The sequence below is a fragment of the Bradyrhizobium sp. TM102 genome (assembly GCF_009176685.1).
GTDB lineage: Bacteria > Pseudomonadota > Alphaproteobacteria > Rhizobiales > Xanthobacteraceae > Bradyrhizobium > Bradyrhizobium ottawaense.
Genome location: NZ_AP021855.1, coordinates 1,723,297 through 1,746,797 on the forward strand (window position 1 = coordinate 1,723,297; position 23,501 = coordinate 1,746,797).

General features: G+C 65.0%; 20 protein-coding genes. 10 read left to right on the plus strand and 10 right to left on the minus strand.

Features of this window, described 5'->3' with window-relative positions; all coding sequences use genetic code 11:
• The first annotated feature begins 5 nt into the window (after nucleotides 1–5).
• The 5 genes from cysW to GDN70_RS08095 all read left to right on the plus strand — a co-directional run bounded on the left by cysW (nucleotide 6) and on the right by GDN70_RS08095 (nucleotide 4,697).
• Nucleotides 6–929, plus strand: a complete 924-nt coding sequence (cysW, locus tag GDN70_RS08075) for a sulfate ABC transporter permease subunit CysW (protein ID WP_038950062.1) — start codon at nucleotides 6–8, stop codon at nucleotides 927–929.
• A complete protein-coding gene (locus tag GDN70_RS08080; RefSeq protein ID WP_038971366.1) occupies nucleotides 919–1,953 on the plus strand; it encodes a sulfate/molybdate ABC transporter ATP-binding protein in 1,035 nt (344 codons plus the stop codon). The genes cysW and GDN70_RS08080 overlap by 11 nt, the downstream gene beginning before the upstream one ends.
• A gap of 197 nt (nucleotides 1,954–2,150) precedes the next feature.
• Nucleotides 2,151–2,654: a CAP domain-containing protein gene (locus GDN70_RS08085; RefSeq protein WP_018318739.1), complete on the plus strand. Its 504-nt coding sequence runs from the start codon at nucleotides 2,151–2,153 to the stop codon at nucleotides 2,652–2,654.
• 77 nt (nucleotides 2,655–2,731) lie between these two features.
• A complete protein-coding gene (locus GDN70_RS08090; RefSeq protein ID WP_028142058.1) occupies nucleotides 2,732–3,907 on the plus strand; it encodes a patatin-like phospholipase family protein in 1,176 nt (391 codons plus the stop codon).
• A gap of 1 nt (nucleotide 3,908) precedes the next feature.
• Nucleotides 3,909–4,697, plus strand: a complete 789-nt coding sequence (locus GDN70_RS08095; protein WP_028142057.1) for a 3-hydroxybutyrate dehydrogenase — start codon at nucleotides 3,909–3,911, stop codon at nucleotides 4,695–4,697.
• Nucleotides 4,698–4,852: 155 nt separating this feature from the next.
• Here GDN70_RS08095 and GDN70_RS08100 read toward each other — a convergent pair whose 3' ends face one another.
• From GDN70_RS08100 to GDN70_RS08110, 3 genes are all read right to left on the minus strand, one after another.
• Entirely contained in the window at nucleotides 4,853–5,677 is an 825-nt protein-coding gene (locus tag GDN70_RS08100; protein ID WP_028142056.1) for a sulfite exporter TauE/SafE family protein, read from the minus strand.
• Nucleotides 5,678–5,874: 197 nt separating this feature from the next.
• Entirely contained in the window at nucleotides 5,875–7,242 is a 1,368-nt protein-coding gene (locus GDN70_RS08105) for a flippase (RefSeq protein WP_173015768.1), read from the minus strand.
• 300 nt (nucleotides 7,243–7,542) lie between these two features.
• Entirely contained in the window at nucleotides 7,543–8,382 is an 840-nt protein-coding gene (locus GDN70_RS08110; RefSeq protein ID WP_038971368.1) for a protein-disulfide reductase DsbD domain-containing protein, read from the minus strand.
• Nucleotides 8,383–8,524: 142 nt separating this feature from the next.
• On the opposite strand from GDN70_RS08110, the gene GDN70_RS08115 reads away from it, so the two are divergent.
• On the plus strand, nucleotides 8,525–9,169 hold the full coding sequence (locus GDN70_RS08115) for a YqgE/AlgH family protein (RefSeq protein ID WP_028142053.1): 645 nt from the start codon (nucleotides 8,525–8,527) through the stop codon (nucleotides 9,167–9,169).
• 247 nt (nucleotides 9,170–9,416) lie between these two features.
• Here the strand turns inward: GDN70_RS08115 and GDN70_RS08120 are convergent, their stop codons facing one another.
• Nucleotides 9,417–10,304, minus strand: a complete 888-nt coding sequence (locus tag GDN70_RS08120; RefSeq protein WP_038971369.1) for a TauD/TfdA family dioxygenase — start codon at nucleotides 10,302–10,304, stop codon at nucleotides 9,417–9,419.
• Between the two features lie 97 nt (nucleotides 10,305–10,401).
• Nucleotides 10,402–11,181: an SDR family NAD(P)-dependent oxidoreductase gene (locus GDN70_RS08125; RefSeq protein WP_038971370.1), complete on the minus strand. Its 780-nt coding sequence runs from the start codon at nucleotides 11,179–11,181 to the stop codon at nucleotides 10,402–10,404.
• Between the two features lie 97 nt (nucleotides 11,182–11,278).
• Between GDN70_RS08125 and GDN70_RS08130 the strand changes: the two genes are divergently transcribed.
• Together GDN70_RS08130 and GDN70_RS08135 are read left to right on the plus strand one after the other, a co-directional pair.
• Nucleotides 11,279–12,016, plus strand: coding sequence for an SDR family NAD(P)-dependent oxidoreductase (locus tag GDN70_RS08130; RefSeq protein ID WP_038971373.1), 738 nt, complete (start codon nucleotides 11,279–11,281; stop codon nucleotides 12,014–12,016).
• Nucleotides 12,017–12,212: 196 nt separating this feature from the next.
• Nucleotides 12,213–12,581, plus strand: a complete 369-nt coding sequence (locus GDN70_RS08135; protein ID WP_028142049.1) for a CsbD family protein — start codon at nucleotides 12,213–12,215, stop codon at nucleotides 12,579–12,581.
• A 221-nt stretch (nucleotides 12,582–12,802) separates the two neighbouring features.
• On the opposite strand, the gene GDN70_RS08140 is transcribed toward GDN70_RS08135, so the two are convergent.
• Together GDN70_RS08140 and GDN70_RS08145 are read right to left on the minus strand one after the other, a co-directional pair.
• Entirely contained in the window at nucleotides 12,803–14,515 is a 1,713-nt protein-coding gene (locus GDN70_RS08140) for an SGNH family hydrolase (RefSeq protein WP_152102367.1), read from the minus strand.
• 170 nt (nucleotides 14,516–14,685) lie between these two features.
• On the minus strand, nucleotides 14,686–16,071 hold the full coding sequence (locus tag GDN70_RS08145) for a lytic murein transglycosylase (RefSeq protein WP_173015938.1): 1,386 nt from the start codon (nucleotides 16,069–16,071) through the stop codon (nucleotides 14,686–14,688).
• 215 nt (nucleotides 16,072–16,286) lie between these two features.
• Between GDN70_RS08145 and galU the strand changes: the two genes are divergently transcribed.
• The gene (gene galU / locus GDN70_RS08150) at nucleotides 16,287–17,162 is read left to right on the plus strand and encodes a UTP--glucose-1-phosphate uridylyltransferase GalU (protein ID WP_028142046.1); all 876 of its coding nucleotides are present in this window, start codon (nucleotides 16,287–16,289) and stop codon (nucleotides 17,160–17,162) included.
• A 178-nt stretch (nucleotides 17,163–17,340) separates the two neighbouring features.
• Here the strand turns inward: galU and GDN70_RS08160 are convergent, their stop codons facing one another.
• Nucleotides 17,341–18,837, minus strand: coding sequence for a diguanylate cyclase (locus GDN70_RS08160; RefSeq protein WP_028142045.1), 1,497 nt, complete (start codon nucleotides 18,835–18,837; stop codon nucleotides 17,341–17,343).
• Between the two features lie 171 nt (nucleotides 18,838–19,008).
• Between GDN70_RS08160 and GDN70_RS08165 the strand changes: the two genes are divergently transcribed.
• A complete protein-coding gene (locus GDN70_RS08165; RefSeq protein WP_026202061.1) occupies nucleotides 19,009–19,272 on the plus strand; it encodes a hypothetical protein in 264 nt (87 codons plus the stop codon).
• A gap of 148 nt (nucleotides 19,273–19,420) precedes the next feature.
• On the opposite strand, the gene GDN70_RS08170 is transcribed toward GDN70_RS08165, so the two are convergent.
• Both GDN70_RS08170 and GDN70_RS08175 read right to left on the minus strand, forming a co-directional pair.
• A complete protein-coding gene (locus GDN70_RS08170) occupies nucleotides 19,421–22,297 on the minus strand; it encodes an EAL domain-containing protein (RefSeq protein ID WP_038974849.1) in 2,877 nt (958 codons plus the stop codon).
• A 140-nt stretch (nucleotides 22,298–22,437) separates the two neighbouring features.
• Nucleotides 22,438–23,436 (minus strand): NAD(P)H-quinone oxidoreductase, encoded by a 999-nt coding sequence (locus tag GDN70_RS08175; RefSeq protein WP_038971376.1) that lies wholly within the window; start codon nucleotides 23,434–23,436, stop codon nucleotides 22,438–22,440.
• Between the last annotated feature and the right edge of the window lie 65 nt (nucleotides 23,437–23,501).

Here is a 23,501-nt window from a genome sequence, read left to right on the forward strand (position 1 = left end):
ATGCGATGACGATGCAGATCGCAGACTCCGTGTCGCTCTCGGCTCCCGACGCCAAGGCACGTGCGAAGGCACGGGCACATGCGGCGGCGGCGCAAGACAATTTGCGCACCGAACCGCGCGCGGTGCGCATCACCATCATCGCGCTGGCGATGATCTTTCTTTCCGTCTTCGTCGTGCTGCCGCTGGTGGTCGTGTTCGCGCAGGCCTTTTCGAAGGGAATCCTCGCCTATCTCTCCGCGCTCGCCGAGCCGGAGGCGCTGGCCGCGATCAAGCTGACGTTGATCGTCGCGGCGATCTCGGTCGGCCTCAACCTTGTCTTCGGCCTCGTCGCCGCCTGGGCGATTGCAAAATTCGATTTCCCGGGCAAGACCTTCCTGATCACGCTGATCGACCTGCCGTTTTCGGTCAGCCCGGTGATCTCCGGTCTCGTCTTCGTGCTGCTGTTCGGCGCGCAGGGTTATTTCGGCGGCTGGCTCAGGGATCACGACATCCAGATCCTGTTCGCCGTGCCCGGCATTGCGCTCGCCACCACCTTCGTGACCTTCCCGTTCGTCGCGCGCGCGCTGATCCCGCTGATGCAGGAGCAGGGCACGCAGGAGGAGGAGGCCGCGGTTTCGCTCGGCGCTTCGGGCTTGCAGACCTTCTTCCGCGTCACCCTGCCCAACATCAAATGGGGCGTGCTCTATGGCGTCCTGCTCTGCAATGCGCGTGCGATGGGCGAGTTCGGCGCGGTCTCCGTCGTCTCAGGCCATATCCGCGGTGAGACCAACACGATGCCGCTGCTGGTCGAGATCCTCTACAACGAATACCAGTTCGTCGCCGCCTTCGCGATCGCCTCGCTGCTGGCGATGCTGGCGCTGATCACGCTGATCGCAAAGACCGTTCTCGAACGTCACCTCGACGAAGGAGACGACGCAAGTGACCATTGAAGTCAAGAATCTCGTCAAGAAGTTCGGCAGTTTTGCCGCCCTCGACGGCGTCGACCTCAAGGTCGACAATGGTGAATTGCTGGCGCTGCTCGGTCCGTCAGGCTCCGGCAAGACCACGCTGCTGCGGATCATCGCCGGCCTCGACTGGCCTGATTCCGGCGAGGTCTCCTTCAATGGCGAGGACGCGCTGGCGCAGGGTGCGCGCGAGCGGCATGTCGGCTTCGTGTTCCAGCATTACGCGCTGTTCCGCCACATGACCGTGTTCGAGAACGTCGCCTTCGGCCTGCGCGTGCAGCCGCGCGGGGTACGCAAGGACGAAACCGCGATCCGGGCGCGGGTCAAGGAACTGCTCGACCTCGTTCAGCTCGACTGGCTCGCCGACCGCTATCCGAGCCAGCTCTCCGGCGGCCAGCGCCAGCGCATTGCGCTCGCCCGCGCGCTCGCGATCGAGCCGCGCATCCTCTTGCTCGACGAGCCCTTCGGCGCGCTCGATGCCAAGGTGCGGAAAGAACTGCGCCGATGGCTGCGCTCGCTGCATCACGAGATCAACGTCACCTCCATCTTCGTCACCCACGACCAGGAGGAGGCGCTCGAAGTCGCCAACCGCGTCGTCGTCATGGACAAGGGCAGGATCGAGCAGATCGGCTCGCCCGACGACGTCTATGAGACCCCGGCGACGGCCTTCGTGCACGGCTTTATCGGCGAGTCCATCGAACTGCCGGTTCAGGTCGAAGGCGGCGTGATCAGGCTGGGTGACCGGCCGCTCACCCTCGCGGCGGACGGGCTTGCGCCTGGCGCGTCAAAACTGTTCGTGCGGCGACATGACATGCTGGTCGGGCCCCCCGGCAGCGGCGCCTTCGAGGGCGCGGTCCAGCACGTCCGCAATTTCGGTCCCGTGCAGCGCGCCGAGGTCGCATTGTCGGGCGGCGAGACCATCGAGATCGACGCCCCCCGCGACAAGGAACTGCGCGCCGGCGACACCATCGGCCTCGAGCCGCGCCGTTACCGGATATTTGCGGGCTAAACGCTCTGTCATTCCGTGGCGATGCGAAGCATCGCCCCCGGAATCTCGAGGTTATGGCGCGAGAGTCTCAGGTGCGCGATTGCGCACCACAGTTCAGCGCTACGCGCTGCCCCGGAATGACAGGAACGATTTTCTTCAAAATTCACCTTTCAGCCACGGTTGGTATGCAACAACGGCCCCTCATTCGGGGGCTTTACATGCGCGCTGCGGCCGCAATTCTCATCACTTTGCTGCTTGCCGGCTGTGCCGGCAACGAGGCACCGGTCCAGCAGCCGTCCATGTATGCCGATATGGCGGTCCCGGGCTCCAAGCTCGATGCGCAGGCGGCCGCGATCATGATCTCGCAATACCGCCAGAACAACGCCCTCGGCACCGTCGTCATCGACCCTGACCTGATGCGGCTCGCCGAATCCCAGTCCCAGGCTATGGCTGCGGCCAACAAGATGGATCACGACGTCCGCGCGCCGCTGGCCAAGCGCCTTGCCACCGGCGGCTATCCCGCCACCGTTGCCGTCGAGAACGTCTCGGCCGGCTATCATACGCTGGCGGAAGCGTTTTCCGGCTGGCGCGATTCGCCGCCCCACCGCGCCAACATGCTCAAGGGCGGTGTCACAAAATTGGGCATCGCGGCGAGCTATGCTCCCGGCACCAAATACAAGGTGTTCTGGACCATGATCCTGGCCTCGACCGAGCCCCGATAAGCCAGACTTGATCCGGGATGCATTGACGCCGCGGCGGAGGGTCGCCACGGTGGCTCGCCTTTTGCTATTGTTCCTGCATGATCGATCATAGCCCGGAATCCGCCAGCATCCCCGCGAATGCGCAACGCGTCCTGGTCCTTCAGGGCGGCGGCGCGCTTGGCTCCTATCAGGCCGGCGCCTATCAGGCGCTGTGCGGCCACGGTTTCGAGCCGGAATGGGTCGCCGGCATCTCGATCGGCGCGGTCAACGCCGCCATCATCGCCGGCAACGAGGGCCCGACGCGCGTCAAGCGGCTCAAGGAATTCTGGGAGATGGTCTCCGCGCCGGTGCCGTGGAAACCGATCGGCAAGAGCGACCACAGCCGCGAGCTGTTCAATTCGACCAGTGCCGCGCTGATCGCGACCTTCGGCGTGCCCGGCTTCTTCACGCCGCGGATTCCGCCGGCGCCGCTCTGGCCGCCCGGCAGCCCGCAGGCCGAGAGCTATTACGACACCGCACCGCTGAAGAAGACGCTGGAGCGTCTGGTCGATTTCGACCGCATCAACGATTTGAAGACGCGCCTGTCGGTCGGCGCGGTCGGCGTCACCTCCGGCAACTTCAAATATTTCGACAATTACGAGTTCAAGAAGCTCGGCAAGACCATCGGCCCCGAGCACATCATGGCCTCCGGCGCGCTGCCGCCCGGCTTTCCATCCGTGATGATCGAGGGCGAGCATTATTGGGACGGCGGCATCGCCTCCAACACGCCGCTCGACTACGTGCTCGACGCCGAGGTCGATCGCGACATGCTGATCTTCCAGGTCGACCTGTTTTCCGCGCGCGGCGATCTGCCGACCTCGCTGCTGGAGGCCGCCGAGCGCGAGAAGGACATCCGCTATTCCAGCCGCACGCGGATGAACACCGACAAGAACAAGCAGATCCACAACGCCCGCAGGGCGGTGCGCGACCTGATCGGCAAATTGCCGGATTATCTCAAGAACGATCCTTCCGTCGAATTCCTGGCGAAGGTGTCGCGCGAAAGCACCGTCACCGTCGTGCATCTGATCTACCGCAGCAAGAACTACGAATCCTCGTCCAAGGATTACGACTTCTCGCACGTCGCCATGGTCGAGCATTGGGAGGCCGGCGTGCGCGACGTGCATCTGTCGATGCGCCACAAGGACTGGCTCGAGCGGCCGCAGTCCGGTGAGACCATGGTGACCTACGATCTCACGGGGGACGTCACCGCGCCCCCGGCAAAAAGGAGCGAATAGAATGGGTAGTCTGTCAGGCAAGAATGCCGTCGTGACCGGGTCCACTAGCGGCATCGGGCTCGCCTATGCACGCGCCTTCGCCGCCGCCGGCGCCAATGTCGTCATCAACGGCTTCGGCACGCCGGAGGACATTGAGAAGGAGCGCGCGAAGATCGAGGCGGACTTCAAGGTGAAGGCGATCTATTCGCCCGCCGACATGACCAAGCCGGCCGAGATCGCCGGCATGATCGCGCTCGGCGAGAAGACCTTTGGTTCAGTCGACATCCTCGTCAACAATGCCGGCATCCAGTTCGTCTCGCCGATCGAGGAGTTTCCGCTCGAGAAGTGGGACCAGATCATCGCCATCAACCTGTCCTCGGCCTTCCACGCCATCCGTGCCGCCGTGCCCGGCATGAAGAAGAAAGGCTGGGGCCGCATCATCAACACGGCATCGGCGCATTCGCTGGTCGCCTCGCCCTTCAAGTCGGCCTACGTCTCGGCCAAGCACGGCATCGCAGGCCTGACCAAGACCGTGGCGCTGGAGGTCGCGACCCACAAGATCACCTGCAACTGCATCAGTCCCGGCTACGTCTGGACCCCGCTGGTGGAGCGGCAGATCCCCGACACGATGAAGGCGCGCAATCTGACGCGCGAGCAGGTCATCAACGACGTTCTGCTCGACGCGCAGCCGACCAAGGAGTTCGTGACGTCCGAGCAGGTCGCCGCATTGGCGCTGTTCCTGTGCGGCGATGATGCCGCCCAGATCACCGGCACCAATCTCTCGATCGATGGCGGCTGGACGGCGGAGTAACGGCTCGATGCCGTAGGGTGGGTTAGCCCTGCAGATACGCGAAGCGTATCTGCTCGGCGTAACCCACCGCGTCTGTCACCGCGGAAACAAAAGAGGTGGGTTACGCCTTCGGCTAACCCACCCTACGAAACCGAGAAGGAGGCGTCCGCTCCCGCTCAATGCGTCCAGGCCAGCGCCGTCACGAACGCCGACGACAGGTTCAGCTCCGCAAACATGATCTTGCCTGCGACCACGAACAGCACGCTGGCAAGCGTCAGCCGCAGCACCGTCTCCGGCACCCGCGTCGCGCTGTAGCTGCCGATGATGATGCCGGGCAGCGAGCCCATCAGCAGCACGCCCATCAGGGCCCAATCCACGTCGCCGAGCGCCCAGTGCCCGATGCCGGCGACCAGCGTCAGCGGCACCGCATGGGCGATGTCGGAGCCGACGATGGTCGCCATGGGCAGGCGGGGGTAGAGCAGCAGCAGCACGGTCACGCCGACCGCACCGGCGCCCACCGACGAAATCGACACCAACACGCCGAGCACGATTCCGGTGACGACGGTGGCAATCGCGGTGGTGCGCTCGTCGACCTGTTCGAGCCGGCCGCGATAACGCTCCATGATCGATTTGCGGAAGATCAGCGAGGTCGCGGTCAGCAGCAACGCAAAGCACAGCACCAGATTAACCAGGCTGCGCTCGGAATCGCTTCTGAGGTCGAGCTTCCACAGCACCAGCAGCGTCACTGCGCTCGCGGGAATGCTGCCGCAGGCGAGCCGCAGCACCGCCGGCCAGTGCACGCTGCGCGACCAGCCATGCACCACGCTGCCGCCGGTTTTGGTGGCGGCGGCATAGAGCAGATCGGTGCCGACCGCGGTGGAGGGATGAACACCGAACAGCAGGATCAGCAGCGGCGTCATCAGGGAACCGCCGCCCACGCCGGTCATCCCGACGAGCAGGCCGACGCCGAAACCGGAGGCGACGTAGAGTGGATCGATCATGTCTGGAGAATCTTAGGTTGATCTCGTCGGTTGAGCAATACGACGTAGAATAAACTTTCCCTGGGGCGCAACCGCTTGGGCGGAATAAGAAAAATTGTGCTGCGTGTCGGAAATGGAGAGGTGTTTCCGGTTGTTCCCAGGCGCACTGCGAAACAGTCGTTCCCCACGGGGAGTGAGCAAGGGCGGCGCCGTAGTACCTATTTACCAAACGCCAGCACGTGCAGCCCCAACCGCTGTCGCACGATCCAGAACAGCAGCACCGTCTCGAAGGTGAGCGAGATCGAGGTCGCGGCCGCGGCGCCGTGGCCGCCGTAGCGCGGCACGAGTGCGATGCAGAGCATGAGGTTCATCACGAAGGCCAATGCATAAGCGAGCGCACAGATCTTCTGCTGGCCGAGCATGTTGAGCAGCCGCTCGACCGGTCCGATCGCGGAGCGCACCACGAGCCCGATCGCGGCGACGAACATGATGTCGTAGCCGACCACGAATTGCGGCCCGAACAGCCAGAGCAGCGGCTTGCCGAGCGCGAGCAGCACGATGGTCGCCGCCAGCGACGGCCAGAACGTCCAGTTGATCGCATGTGTCACATAGGCCGACAGGCGTGCCTTGTCGCCGCTGGCGTTGTATTCGGCGAAGCGGTGCGCCGTAGTCGCCGACATCGCGTAGTGGATGAACGAGACCAGCGCCAGCGTCTTTACCACCGCGAAATAGACGCCGACCTCGTCGGAGGGGCGGAACTGCTGCAGCACCAGCACGTCGGTGTAGGACAGCAGCAGGTAGAAGCTCTCGACCAGCAGGATCGGCAGCGAGACGGCGAGCCAGCCGCCGATGTCATAGGTCTTGGGGCCGGGCGCGATATGGCCGGCGAGCTTGCGGTTCAGCACCACCATCTGCCCGGTCATCGCGATCCACACTGCGCCGGCGCTCGCAATCATCGCGGCGACGGCGCCGAGATGGTAGCCGAGCAGGAAGGCGATGGCCGTGATGCCGATGATCAGCCCCTGGCGGATGATGAATTGCGGCATCAGGCCGAGTTGCATCCAGTCATGCGAGCGCGCGATGCCGTCCTGGGTGTTGGCGACGACGAAGGCGGGCAGCGTCATGCAGCCGATATAGAGTGGCAGTACCTCGGCCGGGTCGATCCAGGGCGACAGCAGCCTGACGATGCCGGCAAGAGCGAGCGAGACCAGCGTGGACACCGCGAAGGTCAGCCAGCGGCTGCCGGAGAGAAAGCCGCGCAGCAGCGCCTGCTCGCCGCTGGTGCGATACTCCGGAATGATTTTCTGCGCCGAGGCCGAGATGCCGAAATCCATCATGCTGCCGAGCAGCAGCACCCAGGTCCAGACATACACGTAGATGCCGTAGTCGGAGGTGCCCATCCAGCGCGCGAGCAGGACCTGCGAAAAATAGGCAAGGCCCGCGCTGTTGACCCGGATGATGAAGATGGTGCCGGCCAGCCGCCGCGTCAGCGATGCCTCGCTCGGGCCGCCCGTCAGCCTGGCCCGCAGCCGCGCGATCAGCCCGGCCGGTCCGGTCGTTGCAGGTTCTGCATCCATCACGGCCAATTAAAGTCCCCAGGCTACCGCATGACGCAGGCTTGCTGCGGTGGCCCTGGGGCTTAGCAACCATTCGTTAAGATTCGGTTGGGTGGCGTTCCATACTCGGTGTCGTCCCGGACGAGCGAAGCGAAGATCCGGGACCCATAACCCCGAGAAGAAGTTGTGGGCGAGCTGGTCACTCCGAGTCTTCGCCAAACCACGCCTGTGGCCATGGGTCCCGGATCGGCGCGCGCTGAGGCGCGCTTGTCCGGGACGACAGCTGAAAGTGGGGCGCGAGCCGTGCAACTTCCTCGCGCTAACCGGTACTCACTCCAAATTCGTATTGAACTCGTACGCCTTGTCCGGCCCGACCAGCGTGAATTTCAACGCCGCGCCCTCCGGCTTGGCGCCAGGCGGCAGGCCGTCGAGCTCGAACGAAAATCGCTTCACCCCTGGCGGGCTCTGCTCGACCGGAGCCGGAATCGGCAGCGCCCAGTCGGGCGTCGGACCTTCCACGAACAGATTGACGTCGCGCGCATCCGGCGTGACCACGTCGACCGTCACCTTGGTGGCGCCGTCGCGCTTGACGTCGCGGATGGTGAGTGGATTGGGATCGCCGATATTGGCGGGCTTCGGCACGTTGTCGAGGGCCGCACGTAGATTGGCATCCTCGGTCGAGGCCACGCTGTTGAAGCCGAGCTCGGCGCTGGCCTCGACCGGAATGCAGAGTTTTTCGCACACCGCGTAATTGATCTCTGCGCGCAGGGTCACGGGCTTGTCGGCCGCCTTGGCGACGATGCGCAGGGGCAGCACGATCTGGTTGTGATAGCCGATCGAATGGCCGCCGGCGCCGTCGTTGAATTTCAGCGGCGCAGGCCACATCACCGTCACCGCCTCGACATTGTCCGACTTGGAAAAATCGAACCGCGGCGGGACACCGGAATCGCCGGGGGAGCGCCAATAGGTCTTCCACCCCTGCTGGAGCTGGATGGCGATACCGCCGAGCAGGACGGCGCCGCTGCGCGATCCCGCCAATAGCCGCACCGCGGAATGTCCGTCGCGCTGCCACGGCGAGGCGTCATCGGCCCGGGCTACGATGGCCAGCGACGACGCAAACAGGGTTGTCGCGACGCCAATCGCCGCACGTAGGGGAACTCTTGTGAGCATGGCACGTCTTTACAGGGTCGCCCTGAGGCAAACCATTGAATTGCTTGTGATGGATGCACTTGAATCAAGTCTCTGCAAGCCTTGATTTGACAGCGGCCCGGCCCGACATCAGGATAGGAATTGAAACCGGAGTGCTTAACCGATGGCTCCCACAGGCAAGAGGACGGGCGAAAGCACCCGCAGCGCGGGACCCGTGCTCCCTAATTCGGCCGGTTATCTCGACGGCCGGCTCTTGATCGCGATGCCGGTGATGGGCGATTCCCGCTTCGAACGCTCGGTGATCTATCTCTGCGCCCATTCGGCGGAGGGAGCGATGGGCATCATCGTGAACCACCCGGCTGGCAGCATCGACTTCCCCGAACTCTTGCAGCAGCTCGGCATCATCAAGAAGGGCGAGCACATCAAGCTGCCGGAGAACGCCGAAAGCATGAAGGTGCTGCGCGGCGGCCCGGTCGACACGGGGCGCGGCTTCGTGCTGCATTCCAGCGACTTCTATATCGAAAACGCGACGTTGCGGATCGACGACGGCGTCTGCCTCACGGCGACCGTCGACATCCTGCGCGCGATCGCCAACGGCTCCGGCCCCAAGCACGCCATCCTCGCGCTCGGCTATGCCGGCTGGGCGCCGGGCCAGCTCGAGACCGAGATCCAGAGCAACGGCTGGCTGCATTGCGATGCGGATGCGGATCTGATCTTCGGAGACGACGTCGACGACAAGTACGGACGCGCCCTGCGCAAGATCGGCATCGACCCCGGCATGCTCTCGAACGAGGCCGGGCACGCGTAGCTGGCTAGTAGCTGTTGCAACAACCTCCCGTGTCGTCCCGGACAAGCGGAGCTTCTGGCAACGCGTAGCGTTGTCCAGAGCGAAGCGCAGATCCGGGACCCATAACCCCAGGCCGGAATTAGAGCGTGGGAACTTAACTCCGAGTCTTCGTCAAACCACTGCCGGTGGTTATGGGTCCCGGATCTGCGCTTCGCTTTGCTACGCTTGTCCGGGACGACGGCCGAATTTGTGGCTACTCCAATGCCACTCACTCTGCCGCCTGCTGCTGCACCGTCGGCTCCGTCCCCGCCACCGTCGCGCGGCGCATGTCGCGAGGTTGCGACTGGTCGTAGCGGCGGACGCGGTGCATGGTCTGGCGGTTGTCCCACATCACGAGGTCGTGCAGCTTCCATTTGTGGACGTAGACGAACTCTCCTTGCGTCGCGTGCTCGTTGAGATCGCGCAGCAACAGGCGGCCCTCGGGCACGCTCATGCCGACGATCTTGCCGGCATGCGATGACAGATACAGCGACTTGCGGCGATGCACGGGATGCGTCCGCACCAGCCTTTGCAGCACCGGCTTGAACATCTCCTTCTCATCCTCGGTGTATTCGGTGAAGCCGAGCGATCCCCGCGAATACATCAGCGAGTGCTCGCAGATGAGATCGTCGATCTCCGCCTTGGTGTCGTCGTCGAGCGCGTCATAGGCGGCGCGCATGTCGGCGAATTCGGTGTTGCCGCCCTTCGGGTTCACGACCCGCGCCGACAGCAGCGAGAATTTTGCAGGGATGGGCCGGAACGAGCTGTCGGAGTGCCACAGGCAATTGCCGAGGTTGAACAGATTGGCGCGGCTGTCCTTCGGCAGCGGCTTGCCGTCCTTGCCGAGGTTGGAGACGTCGTTCAGGCCCGAGTTGAGGCGGTATTCGCTGGCCTTGGTAATGTTGCCGCCACGCGCATCCTCACGCTGACCAAAGTTCAGCGCAAAGGCCATCTGCTGCTCGTCGGTGATGTCCTGGTCGTGGAACACCAGCACCGCGTATTTGTCCATGGCGGCCTCGACCTCGCGCGCCTCGACCTCGGTCAGAGGCTTTCGCAAATCGAGGCCGGAAACCTCGCCGACAAAATGCTTCTGAAGCTGCCGGATGGCGATCGTCATGGCGTTTTCTCCCGCATGTGCGAGCGGTTGGCCCCGCTCTGTCGGCGAAAAAGCTACTCTCGCACTCGCCGTTGTCAACGCTCGGCGCGCATGGCTCTCACGCGTTGCGCGCCATCAGACCGCCGTCGACCGGGATCACCGCGCCGGTGAGGAAGGACGCCGCCGGCAGGCACAGGCTCAGCGTCATATGCGCGACCTCCTCGGGATCGCCGTAGCGGCCGAGTGCGGTGCGGCGCTTGGCGTAGATCGTCTTGTGCTCCTCCGAGATGCGGTCGGTGATTGCGGTGCGGATCGGACCCGGGCAGATGCAGTTGACGGTGATGCCCTCGCGGCCGAGCTCGACGGCAAGCGAGCGCGTGAGGCTCGCCACGCCGCCCTTCGCCGCCGAATAGGGGCTATGCAATGCGGTGGCGCCGAGGGCCTCGGTCGAGGCGATGTTGACGATGCGCGGGCTCTTCGATTTGCGCAGGTAAGGCAGTGCCGCGCGGATGATGCGCGGATGCGCCGTCAGCATCACGGCGATGCCCTTTGCCCAGGCGTCCTCATAGGCCTCGTCGTCGATCGCGACGCGCACGGAGATGCCGGCATTGTTGACGACGATATCGAGCCCGCCGAAATGTGCCGCGACATCATTCACCACGCGCTTGATCTCGGTGCCATCGGCGACGTCAAGCTTCCAGGCTTTCGCCGAACCGCCGCTTGCCGCGATCTCCTCCGCGACGGCGAGCGCACCCTGCTCGTCATAGTCGGTGACGGCAACGTTCGCGCCCTCTGCGGCGAACACGTGCGCGGTCGCGCGTCCCATGCCGCTGGCCGCGCCGGTGACGAGAACGATCAGGCCCTTTACGGACCGGCTGAGCCGTTTGAACTCGGACATGCTGTTTCCTCGCGCCCTGCTTGTTCTTGTTATGATTGACAAGGCTGGCATCGATCCGCAGACAGGTCAAACAAGCAAGACAAAAGGGGAGGCCGCGATGGCGAACGAGCTCGATTTCTCAGGCAGGCAGGTGCTGGTGGTCGGCGGTTCCAGCGGGATCGGCAACGGCATCGCGCAAGCGTTTCGCACGAGGGGCGGGCATGTCGCGGTTTGCGGCACGCGTGCGCAGCCAAAGGATTATTCGATCGAGGAAGGTTCTGATCTCACGGGCCTGTCTTACGCGCAGCTCGACGTCAGCAACCCCAGTGCGATCGAGGCATTCAAGCCGTCCTTCGAGCGGCTCGACGTGCTCGTGCTGGCGCAGGGCGCCGTGCTCTATCGCCGCGGCGAATTCGAGATGAGCGGCTTTCGCAAGGTGGTCGAGGTCAATTTGATGAGCCTGATGGCCTGCGCCACGCGATTCCATTCCATGCTGCGGGATGCGAGGGGGTCGCTGATCATGGTGTCCTCGACCGCGGCCTATCATTCCACCATGGGCAATCCCGCCTATAACGCCTCGAAGACCGGTGCAGTCGGATTGACGCGGACGTTGGGCGAGGCCTGGGCCGAGGATGGCATCCGTGTCAACGGCATCGCGCCGGGACTCGTCGACACCAAGATGACGAAGGTGACGACCGACAATCCCAAGCGGCTCGAAGGCGCACTATCACGCATTCCGCTGCGGCGCCTGGGAACGCCGGCCGACATGGCCGGCGCGGCCCTGTTCCTGGCCTCGCCGCTGTCGTCCTACATCGTCGGACAGACGCTGGTCGTCGATGGCGGGCTGATCCTGTAGATGGGGTGAGCGCAGCGATACCCGGGAACGGTGTAAGCAAAGTCCCGGATGTCGCGGAGCCTGTCATCGGGACGGCGCTTCGCGCCGATCCGTTGGCTTATCCGGGCTGCGCACTACGCCTTCTACACTTTCGTCATGATTTGGAACTGCGCCGCGCCTGATCGGTTACTTCGGCTGACCACCGAGGAGGATCATCATGGACACGGATCGGATTGTTGGATCGGCCAAGGAATATGCCGGACGCGCGGAAGGCGCGGTCGGAGACATGGCGGGCGATGCGAAGACGCAGGCATCGGGCAAGGCGCGGGAAGCCGCGGGCACGGTGCAGAATCTCTACGGCCAGGCCAAGGATGCCGTACGCGAGGCCGGCGAGACTGCGGCTGACTACGCCAAGGACGCCTACGACAACAGCGGCGAGACTCTTCGCGATGGTACGCAGGCATTGTCGAAGAAGGTGCAGGACAATCCGCTCGGCGCGCTGCTGGTCGCCGGCGGCATCGGTTTCGCGCTCGCGCTTCTGATGTCGCGACCTGCACGCCGTCCGCCGACGCGCTGGCGCTATTAGGATTTGTGACCAAGTCCCGTAACTAACGCCCGAACTCTCGTGCCCCGGACGCAATGCGGCCTAGGCGATGCGTAGCATCGTCCGGCAAAGCCGCATTGCTGAGCCGGGGCTCGTTCTTTTGTAAGCGCCGCTCAAGCTGGGTCCCGGCTCTGAGCAGCAGCATTACACGCTGCTGCCCGTCCGGGACACGCGAGCAACTCCGGGAAGAGCAACTCCGGGAACTACCGGAACATCTCCGCCGAGCGCCCGACGCTGCCGGGCGGACGCGGAATCCCTGGATTGGCGTTCGGATTTGGGTTGCGCGGCGCAGGCGCCAGTTGACGCGGTGCTGGCGCCGGCTGCGGAGAGCCGAAGCCGAAGAAATCGCGGAACGACGGCTGGGCCTGTGCCGGCTGCTGCACCACCGGCGGCTTCTTCGGCGCGAGCTTTGGCGGCGCGATCGCCGCGGCTGCGCCCGGCGATGCGGAAGGCGCGCCGCCGTCGGGCGTTGTCGCGGCCATCGGCGTATCGCCCTTGGCCTGCTCGCGGCCGACTTCGCGGCGCGGCCAGGCATAATCGTCGGCCCGGCCGGCTGGAGCGGCCAGCGGCTCGCCCTTCACCATCGTCTTCGCAGCCAGCGCATCGACGGCGGCGGGACGCGAGCCCGGGCCGCCCAGCAATTGATCGGTCGAGATCGAGGCCGCAACCAGCGGCACGATCGGCCCCGCCAGCGGCCGCGGTGCGGGTTTGCCGGGCTCGGCGCTGGTGTCGGGCGTCGCCGGCTCGCTCGGCAGCGCGATCGGGCCGGAGCGTCCTGCCAGCAGGCGCGTGATCTCGCGCTCGACGTAATGCGCGAGCTTGCGCGCGCCCGGCTTTGTGAAGAAGACGCCGTCAGAGCTGCGGAGCTGACGGATCTGGCCTTCGAAGTCCGGACCCTTCTGAAGGAAGCGACCGGCCTCGTCGACAAACCCGTCCCAGACGTCGACATAGGTAATGCCGGCCTTGGCCGCGCCTTCGCGATAGAGCGAATCCAGGAACAGCATGTCCGCCGTGCCCTTCTGCCCGCGGATGGCGGGAAGGCCGACCCACAGCACCGGCACGCCCTTCGTCTTGAGGACGTTAGCGAGCTCCTCGATCTTCTTGCCGTAGAGCTCGACCCAGCGGTCGTCGCGGAATTCGTAGAGGCCGTTCGGATTGCGGGCCGTCTTTTCGGGCGCGGCCGCCGGCGCATCGGCATTGTCGGCGTCGTCCTGCGGCAGATCAGCATCGGCAGGCTTGTCGTCGGGCTTGGCGGCGGTGTCGTTGCCGGGCTTGGCGTCCCCCGGCTTCGCTGGCTGTTTGGCGCGCGCGCCCTTGTCGTTCTTCTTGTCCTTGTCTGCGGCGGCCTTGTCCGTCTTGTCGGCGACGGGCTCGCGGATCGCGCTGCGGTCGTTGAGGCCCAGCATGACGACGATCACGTCGGGCTTTTCGGTCTCGAGGATGCCCCTTGCGGCAGTCGTCCAATCCGCGGGCTCGCCGCGCGGCTGGTACTTGATCAGGCCGGACGTGGTCTTGTGCTTGCGGATCACGCCCATGTCGGGCTGCTCGGTGTAGGCGTCTTCCAGGCCATAGGCGAGCCAGTCGGCCATGGCGTCGCCGATCACCAGCACGTTCTTCTCAGGGATGGTGTCGCGCTTGGCTGGCGCCGGCGCGCGCGAAAAATCCTGGCGTGGCGCCTGCGGCTGTTGCTGCTGGAACGGCGTGAAGAAGTCGCCGCCGAACCAGCCGCCGCCTCCGCCACCGCCCCGTTGTGGTGGCGGAGCCGAACGCTGCGGCGGGCCGCCGAAGCCGGGGAAGTTGAAGAACTGCGCCGAGGCAGGCCCTGCGACCGAGACCAGAATCGCAAGCGCCGTCCCCAGCGCGATCAACGGGCCGGTCTCGGTCAGCGCCTTGAACAGGGACTTCGGCTTCGACATGCGATCTCGGGCCAACGCAATGGGGATCGGAGGTAGCTCAATATAATAACGGAATCAGGCGCCAAACGGGCAAATTCCGTTGCAGATTCTTGACCCATACACCGGGGAACAGCCGCCTACGTCAAGGCTGCCTGCCAAAATCCCCGTTCAGGGTTACTTTCGGCGCGATTTTACCGTCCGCGCAGCCGTTCCAGTGCGTCCGAGGAGGCAAAACCGTCCGCGGGCACTCCGATCGAGGCCTGGAAATTGCGCAGGGCTTCCCGGGTCTGGCCGCCGAACTGGCCGTCCGGAGTGCCCTTGTAGAAGCCGCGCTGGGCCAGCAGCTGCTGCAGCTCCAGCCGCTCGGTGCGCGACAGCTCGCGCTCCTGCCGCGGCCAGGGCTGCACGAAGGGCTGCCCTCCGCGCAGGCGGTCGGCGAAATGGCCGATCGCCAGCGCATAGGCCTCGGCCGGGTTGTATTTCATGATGACGCGGTAATTCTGCAGCATCAGGAAGCCGGGCCCCTGCGCGCCGGCGGGGGCCAGCAGATAGGCTTTCTCCGCCGGATGCGGGAACGGCTGGCCCGTCGCCCGCTTCAGCCCGAGCTTCTCCCATTGCGCGATCGTCATCGCCTTGGCGCGGTCGGCCAGCATGTAGTTGAAACCCTGGGGCACCACGACCTCAAAGCCCCAGGTCTGACTGGCCTGCCAGCCGTCCTTCTTCAGGTTGTTGGCGGTCGATGCGATCAGGTCGGTCGGATTGTCGACGACGTCGCGCCGCCCGTCGCCATCGCCGTCGACAGCAAAGCGCTTGAACGCGGTCGGCATGAACTGGGTCGGGCCGAACGCGCCGGCCCAGGAGCCGCGCATCTGCTCCGGCCTGAGGTCGCCGCGGTTGAGGATCTCCAGCGCGGAGAGGAACTCGTCCTTGAAATAGGCCTGGCGGCGGCCGATGCAGGCGAGCGTCGCGGTCGATTGCAGCACGCTGCGATCGCCCATCTGCGTCGAGTAATTGGACTCGATGCCCCAGATCGAGGCGATGATGTAGCGGTCGACGCCAGTGGCCTTTTCGGTGGCGTCGAACTGCGCCTTGTACTTGGCGAGGATCTCGCGGCCCTTGGCGAGGCGGTTGTCGTTCACGAGGATGTCGAGATAGTCCCAGATCGATTTTGTGAACTCCGGCTGCGAGTCCATCAGGTCCATGATGCGCAGATCGGGTGAGAGCCCGGCCGTGAAGCGCTGGAAGTTTTCCTGGGTGATGTTGCGCCGTGCGGCATCGGGCCACATCGCGGCAACGCAATTGCTGAAATTGCCGGCGGCCTCGCGGATCGCCGCGGCCGTCATCAGCGGATGGCCGGAAGCCCCGTCCTCACCGCTCCAGGGGAGAGCGCCGCCGGGACCGGGCGCAGGTTGCGAGGGCGCAGCGTTGGGGCCCGAGAAGATGCCGCCGAACAGATTGGACAGGCCGTTCTGCGCCTGGGCGTGCGCGCTGACGGGCAGCAGCAGAGCGGCCGCGATCATCGCCGCGCCGGTCACGGATCCCGCCCGTCTTGCCTGCCCTGCCACCAATTGCATCATGTCCCACCCATCGGCCTTCCAAAAATCTGCCATCAGGAGGCCCGGTTACGGTTGCCAATAGCTTAACAAAGGTGAAATTTTGGTGGCGGCCTTTTTCTTAACTCTGCGCGGGTGAGGCCCCACATCCGCCTTTGTTGGCGGCTGCAAACAGGCTAGCAAGATGCCATTGCTCCGTTCCGCCGTTCCCATGTGCCCCCAGGTATTCGATCAATCACATGAAAATTCGCAAAGCCGTATTCCCCGTCGCCGGCCTCGGCACCCGTGTCCTGCCCGCCACCAAGGCGATGCCGAAGGAAATGCTGACCATCGTCGACAAGCCGCTGATCCAGTACGTCTATGACGAGGCGAGGGAGGCCGGCATCGAGCACTTCATCTTCGTCACCGGCCGCAACAAGAATGTCATCGAAGATCACTTCGACCGGATGTTCGAGCTCGATGCGACGCTCAGCCAGCGCGGCAAGAAGGCCGAGCAGGAGATTTTGGCGCAGAACCAGCCTGAAGCCGGCGCCGTCAGCTTCACCCGCCAGCAGGCGCCGCTCGGCCTCGGTCACGCGGTCTGGTGCGCGCGCGACATCGTCGGCAACGAGCCGTTCGCCGTCGTGCTGCCCGACGAGCTCGTGCTCAACTCGCCCGGCTGCCTCAAGCAGATGATCGAGACGGCGTCGACGCTCGGCGAGAAATCCAACCTGGTCGCGGTCGAGGCGGTGCCCGACCATCTCACCCATCAATACGGCATCTGCGGCGTCGGCAAGCGCAACGGCAAGATGTTCGAGGTCGACGGCATGGTCGAGAAGCCGGCCAAGGGCACCGCGCCCTCCAATCTCTCGATCACCGGCCGCTACATCCTGCAGCCTGAGATCTTCAAGATCCTCGAGACACAGGAGCGCGGCGCCGGCGGCGAGATCCAGCTCACCGACGCCATGATCGGCCTTGCCAAGTCGCAGAAGTTCTACGGCGTCGAGTTCGAGGGCGAGCGCCATGATTGCGGCTCCAAGCCCGGCTTCCTCCGCGCCAACATCGCCTACGGCCTGAAGCGCCCGGAGCTGCGGGACGGGCTGATCGCGGAGATGAAGAAGTATCTGGGGCAGTAGTCGCTACACTCTCGGTGTCGTCCCGGCGAAGGCCGGGACCCATACCGCGTGGTTCATCGATTGCAGTCGGTAGCAGTACCGAACTGCGAGTCTTCGCCCAACTCTTCCCTGTGGCTATGGGTCCCGGCCTTCGCCGGGACGACACCGGGGATGTGGCGCGCGGCTCCGCTTACAACACTCACGCCACCAGCGACAGCTTCGGCAGGCTCGCGACCACGGACTGATTACGTCCGCCCGCCTTCGCCGCATAGAGCGCCTTGTCGGCGGCGGCGACCAGGATCGCCCAGTCCATGCCGGCGGTGGGAACGAGGCTGGCGACGCCGCAGGAGACCGTCAACATCACCTCGTCGTCAGACCAGCCCTGCACCTTGAGGCGGATCGTCTCGGCGACCTTGAAGGCGTCGGTCGCAGAGGTGTTGGGGAGCAGCACCGCGAATTCCTCGCCGCCATAGCGCGCGGCGCAGTCGCCGGCCCGGCTCACCGAATCGGAAATGCAGATGGCGATGCCGACCAGCACCTGGTCGCCGGCCTGATGGCCGAACGTGTCGTTGTAGGCCTTGAAGTGATCGGCATCGATCATCAACAGCGCGACCGGCGCCTTCTGCCGCATTGCGCGCCGCCATTCGACGTCGATGACGGTATCGAACTTGCGGCGGTTCTTCAGGCCGGTGAGCGCGTCGGTCGTCGCCATCTCCTCGAGCTTGCGCTCGGCCTCGGCGCGGCGGCCGATCTCGCGCGCGAGCACCAGCGTCGATCCCAGCACGAACAGCGCGAGCGCCAGCACCACGGCGCCGATGCGATACGCCTCCTTCTGCCAGAGCGCGAAAACCGCGGTCAGCGGCTTGCCCGCCACCACGAACAGCGGCCCGTTGTCGGCGCTGCGGACATAGAGCCGCGGCGTCGGATCGACCGGGCCCTTTCCCGAATAGGCGGTGCCGACCGGGAGATTGTCGGCCTTCCACGTCCGGCGGTCGTTCAAATTGGTGCCGATGATGTCGAGATCGAACGGCCGCCGCATCATGATGGTGCGGTCACGCCTGAGCACGGTGATGGTGTCTTCAGGATCGAGATTCAGCCGCTCGAACAATTCGTGGAAATAGCTGAAGCGGATCGAGCCGGCGACGACGCCGAGGAAGCCGCCGTCGGTATCGCTGATGCGACGGCTCAGCACGATCGCGTAGGCGCCGCGGAACAGCATCGGGCGGCTGATGAACAGCCCGACGTCCGGATTGTCGCGGTGAACCCTGAAATACTCCTCCTCGCTCCGGTTCTCGGGGAGGGGATCGAGCGTGGAAGCGTCGATGGCCAGCCTGCCCTCGGCGTCGAACACCTGGATGGCGCCGAAATGCCTCGCCGTCGTCGCATGATCGAACAGGATCAGGTGACGGATCGGCTTCGACACGGTCGCGAGCTCGGGCAGCAGCATGTTGCTGGCGACCGCCTTCAGCGCCAGGTCGTAGATCTCGACGTTGCGGCTGACGTCGGACTGGATGGTGGTCGCGAGGTTCTCCAGCGTCTGGCGGGCAAGCGCCTCCTCGCCCCGGCGCATGTCGAGCATGACGTTGACGCAAATGGCGGAAAAGCCGATCACCGTCACCACGGACGAGATGATCAGCAGCTTCGCCGAAATCCGCCACGGCCGGCGGGCCATGACTTCGCGCCATCCAGACAGCATCGCTTGCTCCCGATCCCCATAGTGGATGCGCCCGAAATCTTGAGTAGTGTTTAAGGTGGAACAGCGCTGCCGTAGTGAGTTAAGAATCGGTTTACGCCGCTCACGGTTTTGGGCAGCCCGCATGTGAGCGGGCTCATTTGAGCAGGTTGGGGTTCGGACGAGAGGACAATTGTGAACGACTACGACGCGTTGCGCGACTATCTGCTGCGGCAGAAGCAGGCCGAATTCGTCCTGAGCTTCGAACAGATCGAAGAGATCATCGGCGCGGCCCTGCCGCGCGCGGCCAATCGGGCCTCATGGTGGGACAGCCTGCGCAGCCCCGACATCCAGATGCCGCAACGCGAAGCCTGCCTTGCTGCCGGGTTCAAGGCAGTGCGGATGCCGGACGGCCAGAGCGTGCGGTTCACGAAGATGAAGAAGGACGGGCGGCGGTAGCGGCGTGCGTTCGTCCTTCACCAGGGGGAAAGTATCGTAGGGTGGGCAAAGCGTAAGCGTGCCCACCACTTCTTTGCGGTGCTGGATGTATGGTGGGCACGACGCTTCGCGCCTTTGCCCACCCTACGATACCGGACGCGCGGCGAGTTCAGCTCGCCGCTTCGAGCCGCACTTCGGTCAATAGCCGCATCGCGGCGTCCGCGTCCATCGGCTCGCCGAAGGCAAAGCCTTGCGCGTATTCGCAGCCCATCTGGTAGAGCTCGACCGCGTCGGAATCGGTCTCGGCGCCTTCGGCGACCACATCCATGCCGAGATCATGCGCGAGCGCGATGATCGACTTCAGGATCACCGGGCGCGTGCCGCGATTGGTGGTGCGCACGAACGACTGGTCGATCTTGATGGTGTCGAACGGGAAGCGCTGGAGATAGGCCAGTGACGAATGACCGGTGCCGAAATCGTCGAGCGAGAGCCCGGTGCCGAGCTCGCGGATCCGCGTCAGCATCTGCGCTGCGTGCTCTGGATTCTCCATCACCAGCGATTCCGTCAATTCCAACTTGAGCGTGCCGCGCGCCACCGAGGAGCGCGACAGCACGGTGCGGATGTCGTGGATCAGATCGTGCCGCAGCAATTGCCGCGAGGAGACGTTGACCGAGGCGAAGATCGGCTCGCGTGAGCGCATCGCGCGCTGCCAGATCGAGAGCTGCTTGGCGGTCTGGTCGAGCACGAACATGCCGAGGTCGACGATCAGGCCGGTCTCTTCGGCGATGGTGATGAACTCCGAGGGTGCCATGCGGCCGAGCTTCGGGTGATCCCAGCGCACCAGCGCCTCGAAGCCGGCGACCGAACGATCTTCCAGCCGCACGATCGGCTGGTACAGGATCGTGAGTTCCTGCCGCTCGATGGCGCGGCGCAGCTCGCTCTCCAGCGTCAGGCGATCGGTCTTCCGCGCGCGCATGGCGGGCTTGTAGACGTCGATGCGGTCGCCGCCGATGCGCTTGGAGTGATACATCGCAAGCTCGGCATCCTTGATGATCTCGTCCGTGAGCTGAACCTGCGGATCAGAAAGGGCGAGACCGATCGAGGCCGTGAGAAAAATCTCGCGATCGTTGAAGGCGATCGGCGCCCGGATGGTCTTGCGGATGGTCTCGGCGAAGGCGGTGATGCGGGCCGGGTCCTGCTCCGAGAGCAGGATCAGGCCGAACTGGTCGCCGGCAAGCCGCGCCAGCGTGTCCTGCGGCTTCAGGATGCGGGTGAGGCGGCGGGCCAGCGTCAACAGGATGGAATCGCCGACCGCGATGCCGACGGAATCGTTGACTTGCTTGAAGCGGTCGAGGTCGATCACCATCAGCGTCGGTCGCAGCGTCGGCATGGTCTTGGCGAAATGCGCCACCGCACCCAGCCGGTCCATGAACAGTTTGCGGTTGGGCAGGCCGGTGAGGTTGTCATGCACGGAATCGTGCAGCAGGCGTTCCTCGGCGTTGCGCAGCTCGGTGACGTCGGTGAGTGTGCCGACCACGCGCGAGACCTCGCCGTCGGAGCCGACCACCGGCCGCGCCTTCAGCGCGAACCACATGAAATGGCCGTCCGGCGTGCGCAGGCGGAAATCCTGCACCAGGCGGCCGCGGCGCTGGTCGAGCACACTGTCGAGCGCGGCGCGGAAACGATCCTGGTCGAGCGGATGCAGAACCTCTAGCCAGGAGGCCGCGGGCCCTTCGAGCGTGCCGCGCTTGAGGCCGAGCAGGGCTTCGGTTTCGGGGCTGGTGAAGACCTTGTCGGCGGAAACATCCCAGTCCCAGATCAGATCGCCGGAGCCGGCCAGCGCCAGTGCGCGCCGCTCGATGTCGGAGACCACGCCGGTGGTGGCGCCGCCGCCGGCAAAAGCGTGCTGCATCACCGTGAACCCGATCAGCATCACGATCAGCACGAGGCCGCCGAGCAGGGCGGGACCGACGATGTCGTTGGTCACGGAACCCGCGACCGTCATGCCGGCCGCGACCACCCAGACCACCAGCAGGAACCAGGTCGGGATCAGCAGCACGGCGCGATCGAAGCCGTGGGTGGAGAGATAGACGATCAGCGCGAAGCCCGCGAAGGCGATCAGCACCAGCGAAATGCGCGCGATGCCGGAGGCCACCGCCGGATCGAACAGGGCCAGCGCCACCAGCGACCCCAGGAACGCGAGCCAGCCCACCGTGATGTGCGAATAGCGCACATGCCAGCGGCTGAGGTTGAGATAGGCGAACAGGAACACCAGCAGCGTGGCCGCCAGAATCGCTTCACCCGCCGCGCGCCAGATGCGCTCGGCGTTGTTCGACATGTCGAGCACCTTGCCCCAGAAGCCGAAATCGACGCCGATATAGACCAGCACCGCCCAGGCCAGCGCCGCGGCGGCCGGGAACATGATGCTGCCCTTCACCACGAACAGAATGGTGAGCACCAAGGCCAGCAGGCCCGAGATGCCGATCACGATGCCCTGGTACAGCGTGAACGAGTTGACCTTGTCCTTGTAGGCTTCAGGCTCCCACAGATAGAGCTGCGGCAGCTTGTCGGTGCGCAGCTCCGCGACGAAGGTGATGACGGCGCCGGGGTCGAGCGTGACGCGGAACACGTCGGCGGTCGGGCTTTCCTGCCGCTCCGGCCGGTCGCCGGTCGAGGGCGTGATGGTCGCGATGCGCGACAGGCCGAGGTCGGGCCACAAGAGCCCCGAGGAGACGATACGGTAGTGCGGGGCGACGATCAGGCGGTCGAGCTGGTCGTCGGTGTTGTTGGCGAGCGCGAACACCACCCAGTTCTGGCCTCCCTCGCGGGCGCGCACCTCGATGCGGCGGACGATGCCGTCGGTGCCCGGCGCGGTGGAGACCTGGATGCGATCGGCATCGCTGCGCTGATGCTCGAGCACGCCGGTGAGGTCGATCGCGGGCGCGTCACTGCGGACGCTGACGGCGTCGAGCGCGCGCGCGGGATGCGCGGCGACAAGAATCATGAGGCCCAGCGCGATGGGCGCGAGGCACCTGATCAGACGCAAGGCCAGTTCTCCGCGTTCGACGCAAACTCTTCAGGTGAAGACGATTTCAGACCGGACGGAAACCGTTCGGTGCGTCGCGATAGATGCCACGAAAGCAAGGAAAATCAAAGGGTTTCCGCCGCCGCCTGTGGGCCGGAGGCCTAGACCTCCAACACAATTTTGCCAATATGTGCGCTCGTTTCCATGCGGCGGTGCGCATCGGCTGCCTTTTCCAGGGGGAAAGTGCTGTCCATCAGCGGTTTGACGCGGCCTTCGCGCAAAAGCGGCATCACTTTCGCCTCGATCGCGGCCACCATCGCCGCCTTGTCCGCATTACTACGGGGACGCAGTGTCGAGCCGGTATGGGTCAGGCGCTTCACCATCACCTTGGCGATGTTGACGTTGACCTTGGGCCCGTTGAGGGTCGCGATCTGCACGATGCGGCCATCGAGCGCGGCGGCATCATAGTTGCGGTCGACATAGTCGCCGGCGACCATGTCGAGGATCAGGTTGACGCCTTCCTTGTTGGTCGCTTCCTTGACCACGGCGACGAAGTCCTCGGTCTTGTAGTTGATGGCGCGGTCGGCGCCTAACTTGAGGCAGGCATCGATCTTGTCCTGCGATCCGACGGTGACGAACACTTTCGCACCGAACGCTTTCGCCAGCTGGATCGCCATGGTGCCGATGCCGGAGGAGCCGCCATGGATCAGCAGCGTCTCGCCTTCCTTCAGGCCACCCCGCTCGAACACATTGTGCCAGACCGTCATCAGGGTTTCCGGCAGCGCGCCGGCCTCCTTCATGGACAGCGCGGGCGGTACGCTCATCGCCTGGGCATCCTGGGCGATGCAGTACTGCGCATAGCCGCCGCCGGCGACCAGCGACATCACCTTGTCGCCGATCTTGTGCCGCTTGGCATTGCTGCCGACGGCAACCACTTCGCCCGCGATCTCGAGACCGGGCAGGTCGCTGGCGCCGGGCGGCGGCGGATAGGCCCCCGAGCGCTGCGCAACGTCGGGCCGGTTGACGCCGGCGGCCTGCACCTTGACCAGGATCTCGTCAGGACCGGGCTGCGGCAGCGCCCGTTGTTCTGGCACCAGCACTTCCGGTCCGCCGGGCTTGGAGATGGCGACCACGGTCATTTGCGCGGGCAGCTTGTCCATGATGTGTCCTTGGGTGAAGGTGCGGGATGAACGAGGCCCTTGCTTAGCCAGCGTGATCCAAGCTG

Excerpts from the sequence above, each read along its gene's own strand:
- GDN70_RS08110 (WP_038971368.1), bottom strand. The coding sequence starts at position 8,382 with ATGCTCACAAGAGTTCCCCTACGTGCGGCGATTGGCGTCGCGACAACC.
- GDN70_RS08120 (WP_038971369.1), bottom strand. The coding sequence starts at position 10,304 with ATGACGATCGCCATCCGGCAGCTTCAGAAGCATTTTGTCGGCGAGGTT.
- galU (WP_028142046.1), top strand. The coding sequence starts at position 16,287 with ATGAAAATTCGCAAAGCCGTATTCCCCGTCGCCGGCCTCGGCACCCGT.
- GDN70_RS08085 (WP_018318739.1), top strand. The coding sequence starts at position 2,151 with ATGCGCGCTGCGGCCGCAATTCTCATCACTTTGCTGCTTGCCGGCTGT.
- GDN70_RS08175 (WP_038971376.1), bottom strand. The coding sequence starts at position 23,436 with ATGGACAAGCTGCCCGCGCAAATGACCGTGGTCGCCATCTCCAAGCCC.
- GDN70_RS08135 (WP_028142049.1), top strand. The coding sequence starts at position 12,213 with ATGGACACGGATCGGATTGTTGGATCGGCCAAGGAATATGCCGGACGC.
- GDN70_RS08095 (WP_028142057.1), top strand. The coding sequence starts at position 3,909 with ATGGGTAGTCTGTCAGGCAAGAATGCCGTCGTGACCGGGTCCACTAGC.
- cysW (WP_038950062.1), top strand. The coding sequence starts at position 6 with ATGACGATGCAGATCGCAGACTCCGTGTCGCTCTCGGCTCCCGACGCC.
- GDN70_RS08140 (WP_152102367.1), bottom strand. The coding sequence starts at position 14,515 with ATGTCGAAGCCGAAGTCCCTGTTCAAGGCGCTGACCGAGACCGGCCCG.
- GDN70_RS08130 (WP_038971373.1), top strand. The coding sequence starts at position 11,279 with ATGGCGAACGAGCTCGATTTCTCAGGCAGGCAGGTGCTGGTGGTCGGC.
- GDN70_RS08100 (WP_028142056.1), bottom strand. The coding sequence starts at position 5,677 with ATGATCGATCCACTCTACGTCGCCTCCGGTTTCGGCGTCGGCCTGCTC.
- GDN70_RS08145 (WP_173015938.1), bottom strand. The coding sequence starts at position 16,071 with ATGATGCAATTGGTGGCAGGGCAGGCAAGACGGGCGGGATCCGTGACC.
- GDN70_RS08090 (WP_028142058.1), top strand. The coding sequence starts at position 2,732 with ATGATCGATCATAGCCCGGAATCCGCCAGCATCCCCGCGAATGCGCAA.
- GDN70_RS08115 (WP_028142053.1), top strand. The coding sequence starts at position 8,525 with ATGGCTCCCACAGGCAAGAGGACGGGCGAAAGCACCCGCAGCGCGGGA.
- GDN70_RS08125 (WP_038971370.1), bottom strand. The coding sequence starts at position 11,181 with ATGTCCGAGTTCAAACGGCTCAGCCGGTCCGTAAAGGGCCTGATCGTT.
- GDN70_RS08160 (WP_028142045.1), bottom strand. The coding sequence starts at position 18,837 with ATGCTGTCTGGATGGCGCGAAGTCATGGCCCGCCGGCCGTGGCGGATT.